This is a genomic window from Cerasibacillus sp. JNUCC 74 (assembly GCF_053667775.1).
The window spans coordinates 3,255,818-3,270,605 of sequence record NZ_CM132207.1 but is presented as its reverse complement, the minus strand read 5'-3'; the positions used below and the strand labels follow the sequence as shown (position 1 = coordinate 3,270,605).

At 37.1% G+C, this 14,788-nt stretch carries 12 protein-coding genes; 7 read left to right on the top strand and 5 right to left on the bottom strand.

Translation table 11 applies throughout. From position 1 onward, the window contains the following. Positions 1-151 precede the first annotated feature (151 nt). Complete coding sequence (locus JNUCC74_RS14580) at positions 152-2,329, top strand: malate synthase G (RefSeq protein WP_454065904.1); 2,178 nt, start codon at positions 152-154, stop codon at positions 2,327-2,329. Between the two features lie 29 nt (positions 2,330-2,358). Here JNUCC74_RS14580 and JNUCC74_RS14575 read toward each other — a convergent pair whose 3' ends face one another. The 4 genes from JNUCC74_RS14575 to JNUCC74_RS14560 form a co-directional block, all read right to left on the bottom strand. Then, positions 2,359-2,925, bottom strand: a complete 567-nt coding sequence (locus tag JNUCC74_RS14575; protein ID WP_454065903.1) for a CBO0543 family protein — start codon at positions 2,923-2,925, stop codon at positions 2,359-2,361. A gap of 579 nt (positions 2,926-3,504) precedes the next feature. Further along, complete coding sequence (locus tag JNUCC74_RS14570; protein ID WP_454065902.1) at positions 3,505-4,737, bottom strand: MFS transporter; 1,233 nt, start codon at positions 4,735-4,737, stop codon at positions 3,505-3,507. A gap of 256 nt (positions 4,738-4,993) precedes the next feature. Further along, positions 4,994-5,545 carry an O-acetyl-ADP-ribose deacetylase gene (locus JNUCC74_RS14565; protein ID WP_454067904.1) on the bottom strand — a complete coding sequence of 184 codons (552 nt, stop codon included), beginning with the start codon at positions 5,543-5,545 and terminating at the stop codon, positions 4,994-4,996. Between the two features lie 152 nt (positions 5,546-5,697). After that, positions 5,698-6,567: a LysR family transcriptional regulator gene (locus JNUCC74_RS14560; RefSeq protein WP_454065901.1), complete on the bottom strand. Its 870-nt coding sequence runs from the start codon at positions 6,565-6,567 to the stop codon at positions 5,698-5,700. Between the two features lie 148 nt (positions 6,568-6,715). Between JNUCC74_RS14560 and mmgD the strand changes: the two genes are divergently transcribed. From mmgD to prpB, 3 genes are read left to right on the top strand one after another with little or no spacing between them, the layout of a single operon-like run. Continuing rightward, entirely contained in the window at positions 6,716-7,822 is a 1,107-nt protein-coding gene (mmgD, locus tag JNUCC74_RS14555) for a citrate synthase (protein ID WP_454065900.1), read from the top strand. A 21-nt stretch (positions 7,823-7,843) separates the two neighbouring features. Further along, positions 7,844-9,280, top strand: a complete 1,437-nt coding sequence (locus tag JNUCC74_RS14550; protein WP_454065899.1) for a bifunctional 2-methylcitrate dehydratase/aconitate hydratase — start codon at positions 7,844-7,846, stop codon at positions 9,278-9,280. 19 nt (positions 9,281-9,299) lie between these two features. Then, a complete protein-coding gene (prpB, locus tag JNUCC74_RS14545; protein WP_454065898.1) occupies positions 9,300-10,202 on the top strand; it encodes a methylisocitrate lyase in 903 nt (300 codons plus the stop codon). 712 nt (positions 10,203-10,914) lie between these two features. Here the strand turns inward: prpB and JNUCC74_RS14540 are convergent. Further along, on the bottom strand, positions 10,915-11,121 hold the full coding sequence (locus tag JNUCC74_RS14540; protein ID WP_454065897.1) for an aspartyl-phosphate phosphatase Spo0E family protein: 207 nt from the start codon (positions 11,119-11,121) through the stop codon (positions 10,915-10,917). A gap of 295 nt (positions 11,122-11,416) precedes the next feature. Here JNUCC74_RS14540 and JNUCC74_RS14535 point away from each other — a divergent pair, with 295 nt between their 5' ends. From JNUCC74_RS14535 to JNUCC74_RS14525, 3 genes are all read left to right on the top strand, one after another. Then, positions 11,417-14,035: a sigma 54-interacting transcriptional regulator gene (locus JNUCC74_RS14535; protein ID WP_454065896.1), complete on the top strand. Its 2,619-nt coding sequence runs from the start codon at positions 11,417-11,419 to the stop codon at positions 14,033-14,035. A 160-nt stretch (positions 14,036-14,195) separates the two neighbouring features. After that, positions 14,196-14,429, top strand: coding sequence for a hypothetical protein (locus tag JNUCC74_RS14530; RefSeq protein ID WP_077318075.1), 234 nt, complete (start codon positions 14,196-14,198; stop codon positions 14,427-14,429). A gap of 32 nt (positions 14,430-14,461) precedes the next feature. Further along, entirely contained in the window at positions 14,462-14,785 is a 324-nt protein-coding gene (locus tag JNUCC74_RS14525) for a PTS sugar transporter subunit IIB (RefSeq protein ID WP_077318074.1), read from the top strand. Positions 14,786-14,788 lie beyond the last annotated feature (3 nt).

Sequence of the window (14,788 nt, the reverse complement as noted above, 5' to 3'; positions counted from 1 at the left end):
GACACCCTTTCCGCAGAAACATTTGCCTTTTGTACTTCATTATACTGGAACTTATAGCTAAAAGGAATAATCACTATGCAAAACATATATTTTTGTTTAAAGAGGGTTACTATTACAATGGAGGAAAGGGAGTATAGAGGAGGAGTCAACATTGACAAATTATGTATCAGTAGGAAATTTACAAATTGCTGAACAGCTTTATGATTTTGTGAATAAAGAAGCGATACCTGAGACGGGTCTTGATAAGGAAAAGTTTTGGCTGGATTTGGGAAAACTAATCACGGATCTGTCTCCCAAAAATAAAGCACTACTTCAAGAGCGTGAAGAAATTCAAAAGAAAATAGATGCATGGTATCGTGATCATAACAACTTTGATGCAAATGAGTATAAGGAATTTCTAAAGGAGATCGGTTATTTAGAGCCAGAGGTAAAGGACTTTTCGATAACAACAGAAAATGTTGATGATGCAATTACTGCCCAAGCTGGACCACAGCTTGTCGTGCCAATCGATAACGCTCGTTATGCCATTAATGCTGCGAATGCACGATGGGGTTCGCTTTATGATGCATTATATGGCTCCGATGTAATAAGTGAAGAAAATGGAGCAGAAAAAGGGAGTTCGTATAACCCATTACGTGGTGAAAAAGTAATTGCATTTGCAAAGGATTTTCTAAATCAGCATATTCCGCTAAAAAGAGGTTCACATGTTGATGTTACCAAGTATGTCGTTGAGAATGGAAACCTAAAGGTAAAACTAAAGAATGACGAAACGACAAAGCTCAAGGATGCTTCTAAATTTGTTGGTTACCAAGGTACGAAAGAAGCACCAGCAGCTGTCCTGTTTCGTAATAACGGATTGCATTTTGAAATTCAACTTGATCGCAATGATCCAATTGGTGCACAAGATAAAGCAGGAGTGAAGGATGTTTTACTAGAAGCTGCAACAACCACGATTATGGACTGTGAAGATTCTGTTGCAGCTGTGGATGCAGAAGATAAAACACTTGTCTATCGAAATTGGCTAGGATTAAATAAAGGAGATTTAACAGCTACTTTTGTAAAAAACGATAAAGAAATGACTCGTGTATTACATTCTGACCGTACGTATTTAAGTCCAAAGGATGATGAATTTACTTTACCAGGTCGAGTTTTAATGTTTGTGAGAAATGTTGGGCATTTAATGATGACCAACGTAATTTTAGATGAAAATAGTGAAGAAATTCCTGAGGGTATCATGGATTGTGTATTTACGAGCTTGATGGCTAAGCACGATTTGTTAGGTAATAGTCGATATAAAAACTCGCAAAAAGGTTCTATTTATATTGTAAAGCCAAAAATGCATGGTTCAAAAGAAGTAGCCTTTGCAAATGAATTATTTAATCGTGTAGAAGATATGCTGGAAATGGAACGATATACAATTAAAATTGGGGTCATGGACGAAGAACGGAGAACAAGCCTAAATTTAAAAAATTGTATTTATCAAGTAAAGGAAAGAATTGTATTTATAAATACAGGCTTTTTAGATCGTACAGGTGATGAAATTCACACTTCAATGGAAGCAGGTCCAATGATTCGAAAAGGGGAAATGAAATCATCTGTTTGGCTGCATGCATATGAAAAAAATAATGTCCGTGTTGGTTTGGATACTGGCTTAAAAGGAAAGGCACAAATTGGAAAAGGAATGTGGGCAATGCCTGACCTAATGAAAGCTATGCTGGAGCAAAAAATCGGACATCTACAAGCAGGTGGAAATACAGCATGGGTACCTTCGCCAACGGCAGCTATCTTGCATGCACTACATTATCATGAGGTGAATGTCAGAAAAGTGCAGGATCAGCTAGCAAAAGAAAACGAAACCTATCAAGATGAGATTTTACAAATACCAGTTGCTACAAATACCAATTGGACAGCTGAAGAAATTCAGGAAGAACTTGACAATAGTGCACAAACATTATTAGGTTATGTCGTGCGCTGGATCGATCAAGGAGTAGGTTGCTCTAAAGTGCCAGATATCAATAATGTAGCATTGATGGAAGATCGGGCAACATTAAGAATTTCCAGTCAAATGCTTACAAATTGGCTATACCATGGCATTTGCAGTGAGGAGCAGCTGCTTGAAACATTAAAGCGTATGGCTAAAGTAGTTGATAAGCAAAATGAAAATGAGCCTGTTTATCGTCCAATGGCTAATAATTATGATAAATCGATTGCTTTCCAAGCCGCATGTGATTTAGTTTTTAAAGGAAAAGAACAGCCAAATGGCTATACCGAACCGATTCTCCATCGTCGTCGTTTAGAAGTCAAGGAAAGACATCAGGTAAAAAGCTAAAATTCATGATAAAGGACCAAGGGTTGTAGTTACTCCCCTTGGTCTATTTTTTCATACCCTTTGATGTTAAATAACCAATAAGAACAGAGGAATAGGAATAAAAAAATGAAAAAATCATACAATGTTGACCAATTTTTAGGGTTGTAAAAACCTATAGCTTTGAACAAGTTCATCCCCCCAAATGCTGCAATAGCAGCGAAAATACTTCCTTTTAAGAAGGGGTTTGCCTGGGGCTTTATTTGTAAGACAAACATTATAGCAACTGGAGTTAGTGCTAAATGATATGGGAGAAACAATACTGGTGATATTGGCGAAAATTTCATTGGATACGACCATAAACCATATGAAAGTGCAATAAGATCGATTAACAATGATAGAGTCATGGTAAGAAAGGCACTGCCAAGTAGTCGACCTGTACTTTTTTTAGGTCTAAATAAAATCCATAGTAACCAAGGAAGTATAAATAAGATGATACCTAACCACCATTGCCATGTGAAGAGAAATGCATGAATGACTGCATCTGTTAGCATTTGGTTAGCTTCCATTAATTTTAATGCTGCTTTTTCTGATAGTTCCAATCCTTGTTCAACTGTCACTTTACTGCTCCTAACGATAAATTTTGACATGGGTATCCCGTAAAACAATAAAGACTAAAGAAAATGATTTGATTTATATAACCACTAAACTTCTTGCTTACTTTTTTATAGCGTGTTCCATTTATCCTACTTTATGTATAAAATTTAAAAGACCAGCGTATTTAACTTCTTTCTGAAAAATTCAAATAACTATGTGGTAAACTAAAGCGTGATATTACTGCCCGATTAGTAGAGGGAAGGACTTGAAGACTAAAGAGACCATAGTAAAGTCACAACAGTTCTCCCCGAAGTCAGGAGAGACCATTGCTTAAGTCGCAACATTTCGCCCCGAAGTCAGGAGAGACCTTTGCAAAGTCACAACAGTTCTCCCTCGAAGTCGGGAGAGACCATCGCAAAGTTGCAACAACTCGCCCCGAAGTCGGGAGACCATTGCTTAAGTCGCAACAGTTCGTCCCGAAGTCGGGAGAGACCATCGCAAAGTTGAACCAGCTCATCCTTGCAGTTGAAAGGGAGAAACGTATATTACTGTAAAGCTAATTTTGGGTTTTAAAGTTAACAGTCGCATTTACCACGCAGAAATTATCTACTCTCTACAACCGCATGTTCGTCAGCATTAATAAAATTCCACACGAAATACAACAGTAACAGGCTAATGGCACCCATGGTAATATAGCTAATATTTAGATAGTTTTTCATAACAATAGAAATTAATGGCGGCCCAAAAGCTACACCAATAAATCTGGAAGCACTGTAAAAAGCCGTTACTGTGCCACGTTCTTCTTTATCAATTCCTTGAGTAATCATGGCATCTAACGTAGGCAAAATAGCGCCAATAGCAATACCTAAACAAGATGTAACGATTAATAAAAGAATTAAACGTTCACTAAAAAAGCCAACAAAGGCAATGCTTACAGAGGTGATAATTAAGCCTGATAGTAAGACACGCTTCATTTTTATTAAGTCACCTTTAATTTTTTTCCCTGTTATATAAGAGGAAACACAAAGACCAAATAGCGGAATGGCCAAAACAAATCCCTTTGTAACTCCATATAGTCCATGCTGCTTTTCAAAAATATCGGACAGGAAAAACAAAACTCCAAATAAAATTAACATTAAATGAACTCCAACTAGAAAAACGATATAGAGCCATTTTCCTTCTATTTTAAATGTCTCTTTTGTTTTCTCGAAAAATTGACGAAATGGAAGCGGCTCTTCTTCCTGCTTGGGAACTTTTATAAAAAAATAGATAAGCACAATGGAGATTAAACTAAAAAATGAAATTGAAAAAAAGGGAATATACCATAGAAATGAAGCAAATAATGCTCCTAAGATCGGGCTTAATGCTTTCCCAAATGTATTCGATGTTTCAACTATTCCTAAACAGGCACTAGTCTTTGTATCATCACCCTTAAAAAGATCACCGACTAACGGAATAATAATTGGAAACGCACCTGCTGCACCAATGCCCTGCAATACCCGTCCAATAATTATCCAAACGAAGGGATCAGACGCTTTCCAGGAAGCAAACCCAGCTATTAGACCACCAATAAAGGCTAATATTAGACTAGGCATGATAACCATCTTTCTCCCAAATCGGTCAGACAAATAACCGGCAACCGGAATCAGAAAGATCGCGGCAAGCGAGTAGCTTGTGATAATCATGCTTGATTGGAAGGAAGTAATCCCTACCTTACTTTCAAAAATAGGCAGCACGGGAATTAACATGGAATTTCCTAATGTCATGACTAGCGGGATCGATGCAATGCTTATAATACACCATGTGCCAACCTGTTGTTTTTCATGATTGCTCATTTTAATTCTCCATTCATTTCGTTTTTTCTTTCTTATCATGCCAATCCCAAATTTTCCTATACATAGTAAAAGAAGGGTAAAAATGGGAAAGAAGCCAGTTTCAATGAGAATGTTGATTTGGTATAGTCATGTGCTTTTTGAAGGAAAATATAAACTAAGATATGAAGGAGTAAATTATCACCTTAGGTCTAATAGAGGTTATAAGCATGTAATGAAAAAGAGTTGACCTCCTTAAAGAAGGAGGTGCAGCAGAGAGCTATTGACGATTTTGCAACGTTTTAAGTGCTTGTTCATAGGTTTGAAAATCTTTATTGGAAAATAAAACCATGGCAACATATCCAAATTTATGTTGTTCTAAATAAGTTTTAATTGTGGTTAACGCAATCTTTGCTGCTCTATCAATCGGAAAGCGGTAAATACCAGTAGAAATGGAAGGGAAAGAAATACTTGTTAAGTTATGTTTTTTGGCAAGTTCTAAAGCATTTTTATAGCAATTGGATAATTGTTCATCTTGCTTTACATGGTTTTTATCCCATATTGGTCCCACTGTATGGATTACATAGCTTGCCGGCAACCGAAACCCGGGAGTAATAACTGCTTCTCCAGTACCTAAGTAGTCGCCATGCAGTTCTTCCTGCCGTACTTGTTTGCAGGCTGCAAGCAATTCACTACCAGCTGCTTTATGAATAGCTCCATCAACACCTCCGCCTCCCATTAATGTGCCATTAGCAGCATTGACAATAGCGTCTGTGGTTTGTTTCGTAATATCCCCTGTTAGTAATTTTAACGTATTGCCATTTACATTCATTTTCAATTTGAATCACTCCTCCTATTATCTCCTTTACTATTATCATGGAATAAAAGGAAAGGGTTGTCCAGCTTCCAGCTAGGGGGAGGGGTCGAATCCTTGCTTTAAATTAGTGTTTAAAATAAGCATTCTTTATTCTGATTCAAGCAGGGTTACAACGCTTTCACATTTAGTGTTTGAATAAACTGTACAAATGCTCTAATAATGTTTAACTGTAACGTTTCTTTATGATAATACATCCATGTTTTTCTTGTTATTGGTTTTCCAGATGGAAGGTGGAGTGGTTTCGTGATTAGCTCTGGATAAGGACGGACAACAAGATTAGCCATAATGGCATAGCCTAAGCCATTAACAACCATTTCTTTACAAGTCTCTACCTGGTTTACATGAATCTTTATATTCGGATTTTGTTTATAATTACCATACCACCATTGCTCAACAATACTTTTCATTTTTTCATCGGTATGATAATCAACCCTTGGTAGGCTAGGAAGATCTTCCCAAGCAAATTCCCATGGAGCTGCAACGCATATTTCTTCTTCATAAAGCAAATACTTGTTTTCATTCCAAAGATAATCACCCTTGATAAAACCAATATGCACATCATGATTGAGAATTAATCGATGCATCTCACTACTCCAACCTGTAACTACTTGAAACTCGACATTGGGATAACTCTGTTTAAATAGACGAAGCAACTTCGGCATTTTATTTAAGGCAAAAAAGTTGGAAACACCAACGCGAATGGTTCCCGATACTTGTTCCCCCATATTATGTAGTTCTTCTTCAATCTTTCTTTGTTCAGATAACATTTTTTCCGCATGAAGTGCCAACTTTTCGCCTTCGGGTGTAAAGATAATCCCCCGTTGCTTACGAATAACGAGCTGCACTCCATAGTAATTTTCTAGTTTTTTTAATCTTGAAGTGATCGTGGGCTGGGATATAAATAGCCGTTGTGCAGCTTTTGTAATATTTTCGGTGTCATATAATGTCGTTAACATCTCCCAATCTTGTATTCTCATTGAATAACACCCCCCTTGAACAGATTTCTGATATTGAAAAAAATTATGGCTATTAATTAAAATTATATATTTTCCTAATCTTCATTTCAATTTTATAATAGTTATATAGAAAATAAAGAAATTATTGAATTATATAAGGAGGATGCATATGAGTACGAAACAGCAGTTTGTTCCTGGTTTGGAAGGTGTAATTGCAGCGGAGACAGCCATATCTTTTCTTGATACAGAACGAGAAAAAATTATTATTCGGGGTCATGATTTAATTGATCTGTCCAAAAGCAATGATTATATTGATGTTGCGCATTTATTATTAGATGAGAGATTGCCAAATGACTCAGAAAAATTTGCGCTGGAAGAAAAACTGAAGGAAAATTACGACATCCCTTCCTATGTAATGGAGATTTTAAGTTTGCTACCGGAAACAACACATCCAATGGATGGCATGCGCACAGGATTGTCAGCGCTTTCTGGAAATGACAAAGATATTGACAGTCGATCTACAGAAGCGAATAAAACTCGGGCTTATGAACTGCTAGGAAAGCTGCCGGCCATTACGGTAAATAGCTATCGGCTGATAAAAGGTAAAAAAGCTGTCGAGCCTGATCCTAGTCTTTCATACAGTGCTAACTTTCTATACATGATTACTGAGAAAAAGCCAGAGCCATTTGAAGCTAACATTTTTGATCGCTCATTACTTTTGTATAGTGAGCATGAAATGCCAAACTCGACATTTACCGCTAGAGTAATTGCTTCAACAAACTCTGACATTTATGGAGCATTGACTGGTGGAGTAGCTTCATTGAAAGGAAACCTCCATGGTGGTGCAAACGAAGCAGTTATGTATATGTTAAATGCAGTAAAGTCAGCTGGTGAGTTTGAGGAATTAATTCAGAAAAAACTGATAAATAAAGAGAAAATAATGGGTTTTGGTCACCGGGTTTATATGAAGAAAATGGATCCGCGTGCATTAGAAATGAAAGCGTCTTTAAAGCAGTTATGTGATAAAAAAGGAGATCATTCTCTGTTAGAAATGTGTGAAGCCGGAGAAAAAGTCATGCGTGAAGAGAAAGGATTATACCCTAACCTAGACTACTATGCAGCACCTGTGTACTGGATGCTGGGAATTCCAATTGAATTGTATACGCCGATATTCTTCAATGCTCGCACAGCAGGCTTAGCCGCTCATGTCATGGAACAGCATAATAATAATCGTATTTTCCGCCCTCGAGTTAATTATATTGGAGAAAGCTATTAAAACTAGAAAAGGAGAATCAATATGGTACAAGTAACGGATGAGAGAAAAACAGATGTATTGTTAGAGCAGATTGCTGATTACGTACTGAATAAAGAGATTACAAGTGAGGAAGCATTGTCTACTGCACATTACGTATTAATTGACACCATTGGTTGTGGAATATTAGCCTTAAATTATCCAGAGTGCACGAAGCATCTCGGGCCGATTGTTCCGGGAACGATTGTACCAAGAGGGGTAAGAGTACCGGGTACTTCACATGTGTTGGATCCAGTTCAAGGTGCATTTAATATTGGAACCATGATCCGCTGGTTAGATTACAATGATACGTGGCTTGCAGCTGAGTGGGGACACCCATCGGATAACTTGGGAGGAATTTTGGCAGTAGCTGACTTTATTAGTCAAGAAAACCTTTCCAAAGGTAAAGAGCCACTAAAAGTGAAAGATGTATTGGAAATGATGATTAAAGCACATGAAATTCAAGGAGTTTTAGCTCTAGAAAACAGTTTAAACCGTGTTGGACTCGATCATGTACTTTTTGTTAAAATTGCCACAACAGCAGTCGTTGCTAAAATGTTGGGAGGAACGAAACAAGAAATCATCAATGCGTTATCCAATGCATGGATTGATAACTCCAGTTTACGTACGTATCGGCATGCACCAAATACGGGATCTCGTAAATCATGGGCTGCTGGGGATGCAACCAGTCGTGCAGTTCGTTTGGCAATGATGGCTGTAAAAGGGGAAATGGGCTATCCAACAGCTTTAAGTGCACCAGGATGGGGCTTTCAAGACGTGTTATTCAATAAACAAGAACTCGTATTGAAGCAGCAGCTTGACAGCTATGTTATGGAAAATGTGCTATTTAAAGTATCCTATCCGGCTGAGTTTCATGCACAAACGGCAGCGGAGGCAGCCATAGAACTGCACCCAGAAGTAAAAGAACGCATAGAAGAAATTGATCATATTACGATTTCAACCCATGAGTCGGCTATTCGGATAATTGATAAAAAAGGTCCATTATATAACCCTGCCGACCGGGATCATTGTCTGCAGTATATAACAGCAATTGGCTTATTAAAAGGGGATATTGTTGCTGAGGATTATGAGGATGAAGCAGCAGCCGATCCGCGTATTGATATGCTTCGCGAAAAAATGGTAGTTACAGAGAACCAAACGTATACGGAAGATTACTTGGATCCAAATAAACGCTCCATTGCAAATGCGGTCCAAATTCATTTTAAAGATGGTACGTCAACGGATAATATAGAGCGTGAATATCCATTAGGACACCGTTTCCGTAGAGAAGAAGCTATTCCGAAAATTTTAGAGAAATATGCAGCCAATTTAGAAACACAATACGCAAGTAAACAATTGCAGGAAATCGAAGCAGTAAGTTATGACTATGCTAAATTAACAGCAATGAATGTTGATGATTTTATGGAGTTGTTTGTGAAGTAAATAAGGAGGACGTTTAGGAATGGCATGGATTGTTGAACAACCGAAAACACAGCAGCAATTAGCTGATCATTTCAGGAAGCTGATGGAAGAAGAAACTATTTTGCAAATTCCTGGTGCCCATGATGCAATGGCAGCACTAGTTGCCAAAAATACTGGCTTTCCGGCTCTCTATTTATCAGGGGGAGCTTATACGGCAAGTAAGGGGTTACCAGATTTAGGAATCGTTACATCCACCGAGGTTGCAGAACGAGCTAGAGATCTTGTGCGGGCAACTAATTTACCTGTACTCGTAGACATTGATACCGGTTTTGGAGGTGTTTTAAATGTAGCCCGCACGGCACAGGAGATGCTGGAAGCAAATGTCGCAGCTGTTCAAATTGAGGATCAGCAGCTGCCGAAAAAATGTGGTCACTTAAATGGTAAGCAGCTCGTTACGACAGAAGATATGAAGCAAAAAATCCAAGCAATTAAAAAAGTAGCTCCATCGTTGGTGATTGTTGCTAGAACGGATGCACGGGCAAATGAAGGTTTAGATGCAGCTATCGAACGAGCGAATGCCTATGTCGATGCCGGAGCTGATGCTATTTTTCCAGAAGCGTTGCAATCAGATGAAGAGTTTCGGCTTGTTGCTGAGAAAGTAACCGTACCCTTACTAGCAAATATGACAGAGTTCGGAAAAACGCCGTATATTACCGCCGAAGAATTTCAAAGCATGGGCTTTAAAATGGTTATTTATCCAGTAACTTCTTTACGGGTCGCTGCCAAAGCGTATGAGCGTATTTTTAAATTAATTAAAGAAGAAGGAACGCAAAAAGCTGGGGTTAAGGATATGCAAACAAGAAAAGAGCTTTATAAAACGATTTCATATAATGAATTTGAAGCGCTTGATAAAAACATTGCTAAAACCGTATTAGGTGAATAGATAATGATTGGGCTATACTGCGAGGGAGTTTTTCTCGCAGTGTAGTTCTCTTTTTTTGCAGAAAAAAGTAAATAATTCAGTGTAGAAGTTGATTCGACACCAGGAAAATTAATATTTGTAATGTGTAATAATTTAGCTAAAAGTAGATATATGTTGTGAGAGAAATAAAGAGTAGAAGGCAGGTATAACTGCTTCTTTTCATGTACAATTGTAGTATAATGATCTAGCATGAAAAGAGGTTCCCGCCTTATAGAAGATGTTTAAAAAGTCTGATAAAAATGACGCATCGAATTTCTTTATTTGCTTGCCGACTATATACACTGCGCGACTCGAAACTACGCTACCTTGAACTTCGGTGAATAGGAAGTGATAGTGTCGGCGCTTGGGGTTTAGCTGACACTGGTCTGTTTTATCCCCTATTTGAACCCGTACATGTAAATAATTATTTAGAAAGCTAATAGTGAATTCTCCTTTTACTTGCTTTTAAAAAAAATCAGTAAATAAAGCTTCTTGTACCGTATATCTAGTATGTTATTTACCATGATCGAAACAGATTACGTTGCGCGATGAGGCTTCTTGAACAACCCGTATTAGATGATTCTTTATATTTAATGATAATAAGTAGGAACAATCATGGTATGGAAGTATCTGCCTCTTTCAGAGTTCCTCATCATGTAAAATGCTTCGCATAATTGAATGATAATTCATTCAACTAAGAGATAAAAGATATGATTATAAAACCAGTGATAAATACGGGCTTTAAGTTATTTTGTAAATTTAATAATGTATCAAGCTGTTGGCTACATTTAACAGTTCGCCAGTCAGTTAACCCATATTTCAATCCAAGGGTAACCATTTCTTTTTTTTTCTTGTTAATGGTTGCGGATAAGTGTGAAGACTTTGGTTCTATAACTTTCATTATAAAAATCTTCCCTTCTACATGATAAAAATTTTTAGAGGTTATGTCGTAAACACACAAAAATAAGTATGCTCATTTCTAAATAAAATTGCAATAGATTCTACAAAGAAAGTCAAAACATTTCATAAAACGACATAAATTGACTAACGAAAATATGATTTTCTAATTTCGTCCCGAATAATATTGGTTAATTAGTAAAAATTGGTAATCCATAATAAAAGTAATAGAAGCATGTAAATTCGCTTACAAACTGATACAATAAAAGCAGTAGAAATATTATAAAAGAGGTTTGAGAATGAGTCGATTACATGATATTATGAATCTTTTATTGGAAAATGATAGCTTAAGTGCCTCTGAAGTTAGCGAGATGCTTCATATTGATCGTTCTACAGCCAGTCGCTACTTAAACTCCCTTGTTAAAGAAAACAAAGCAGAAAAAATTCCAGGAAAACCAGTAAAATACAAGGTCAATTCACTATTTAATGGAAACGCTGACTTTCGTAGTATGAAAGGAATTGGCAAAAGCTTACAGCCTATTTTAGAACAAGGGATGGCAGCACTACTTTACCCGTCCCGAAATATTCCAATTTTACTTACAGGTGAAACCGGCACAGGTAAAACGTATTTAGCAGAAACGTTATGTAAATTAGCGCAAAAACGATTAAATAAACAGCAAGAAGTACCATTTGTTTCATTTAACTGTGCAGATTATGCGCAAAATACTGAATTATTAGTTGGACAAATTTTTGGTATAAAGGAAGGCGCATTCACAGGTGCTATGGAAGACCGGGTTGGATTAGTAGAAAAAGCAAATGGAGGAATTTTATTTCTTGATGAAATTCACCGTTTGCCCCCATCTGGTCAAGAGATGTTATTTTATTTAATGGACAAAGGAATTTATCGTGTATTAGGAGAAGCGACGAAGGATCGTTATGCAAATATCACGTTAATCGGGGCTACTACAGAAGATCCTCATAAAGCCTTGCTACCAGCGCTTGTACGACGCTTCTCCATCAAGCTTACTCTTCCTTCGTTGCGGGAACGAACACGTGCGGAGCGAGAAGAACTTGTTCATCATTTCCTCATGCAAGAAGCGAATAAAATGGATACCAATTTGGCCATTACTGATAATAGTCGAGAGGCATTGTTAAATTACCCATGTCCAGGAAATATTGGCCAATTAAAAGGCGATATTCAAATTGCTTGTGCCCATGCATATTTACGTTATTTAAATCAACATGAGGAAAAAGTGCTTATCCAATCATCGGACTTGCCAGATAATATTTCATCCTATGCTACTTCGGATTCGATGAAACAGCAAGAAGTCTCTGCTACGTTAGCTGCTGAAGAAGAAATACCTGAACTTTCGATTGGGATACCTAATATCTATCAAAAAATAGCAAACCAAAATGATCATAAAACCATTCATGAAACGATTAGAAACTATATTACTGACTTAGCCAAAAAGTATCGTCAACCATCCCCATCCCAACAAGGATGGCAGCAATTAATCGATGACGATTTGTTTAATGCCTTACGAGAGGCAAACAAACATTTAAATAATCTACCTTTTCACTTGGATGTTAATCAACTATATGTCATTGGTTTGCATTTACAGAATTATCGAGATCATGAACATGAAGAAAAGAAAGATTTACCCATTATTATTCATCCAAATGCCGTATATCGACAAGCTGCACAACAGCTGGCAGCATACCTAGAGTCGGCCATTGGTTTACAGCTGCCAGAGGAAGAAGTTGAATTAATGGCACATTTTTTAACGGCTGATGAATCTAATGCGCCAACGAAAGAACAGACGATAGCTGTGATTTTGATTACACATGGAACAGCAACTGCTTCCTCCATGGCCGAAGTTACGAATACATTACTAGGAAATGAGGTAATCCAAGCAATTGATATGCCCCTGCACATGTCAGCTACAGAAATATATCAGCATGTTAAGCACAAGATCAGGAATATGACAAATATTAAAGGTGCGCTTTTACTGGTTGATATTGGATCACTCATTACAATTGGTGATGCGATTCAACATGACCTAGATGTAGAGATAAAAACATTATCAAGTGTAAATCTACCAATGGTACTGGAAGCGGGTAGAAAATCGCTTCATTCTAACATTTCGTTGGAGGAGATATATCATGATACGAAAAAAGCGATGACTGTATTTGTGAAAGAGGAAACAACATATTCTCCTATTGAAAAGAAACGAATGATTACTACGGTTTGTTTTACCGGGGAAGGTGCAGCACAATTATTGGAAACATGGATTGAAAACCAGTTAACAGATGTAGACGAGGATGTGCTGATTCGTTCGGTTCGAATTGATCCGACGACAAAGGATACGACAATTTTAGAGGATTTGAAAAATCATTACGATATTGTAGCAATTATCGGTACAGTGCCGGTAGCAATTGATGGAATCCCATATCTACCTGCATGGGAACTACTGCAGGAAGAAGGGATTTCTCGTATGCTAAAACTATTGGAAGTGACGCGAAAAACGCCAAAATTAAAAGATGGGGAAATTAAAAGAAATGAAATTTTACCACTCGTATTGAAGGGACTCGGTGAAATTGTAACATATATTAATCCGAAACCACTAGTTCAAGTATTAAATGATAAAATGCCAATTATTGCTGAATTTTATGGATGGGATATGAATAGAAAGCTAGGGATGTGGATGCATATCGGCAGCCTGATGGACCGCTTAGTAGGTGCCAAGTTAAAGAATAATGTGGAACAGTTGCTTTCTTCTATTCCACTAGACCGCCAGTTTACGATGCAGGAACGGGAAAAAGAAATTTGGGAGCCGCTATTTTCTGAACTAGAAAAAATGTATTATTTTCAATTACATCCGCCAATTAGGGAAGCATTAGTGAAACTATCTCGTTAATGTGTGCAGTTAAACTGCACACATTTTTTAATTGCCTCATTAAAGCTTGTCCTTATTGCTTTCATCTGTGTTGGCATGAAATTTGCATATAAAAAAGTGAAAAGGCAATAATAAAAAAAGTTATACCTTGTCACTTATTTTAAACGAAAGGAGGATAACAGTGAAAAAATTTTTAGCCATCTATGCAATTGGATTTTCACTAATTTGGGTAGGCTATGGAATTTATGCAATATGGTCTCATCATGATTCAGCAACGCTTATTTTAGGATTTGGGATTGCATTTTCAATTGTTATTTGTTTAGCCTCATGGTTTTCTTATTGGCTTATGCGCCATTATAAAAGAATTGACAAGATGGCCAAAGATATTTTAAGCAATACACCAAAAAAGCACTAATCAATTACTATTTATAGATGGGAGTTTTTAAAATGGAAACAAATCAAGAAATCAAATTAATTATTCTATGCAGCTGGGGTGCTACCTCAAGTCAGTTAGCAAAAAAAGTACAAGAAGCAGCTGAAAAAAGAGGGATCTCGATAACCGTAGACGCTGGGGGTACTGGTGAATTTAAACAAAAAGCTAGTAATTATAATGTAGCTTTACTAGAGCCGCAAGTACGTCATTTGAAAAAGGAAGTATCTAAAACTGCAGAACAATATCAAATCCCAGTAGAACTTGTTGATCAACGCGCATTTGCCTTGATGGACGGGGATAAGGTGTTAGATCAAGTTTTAAAATTAATGAATAAATAGGAG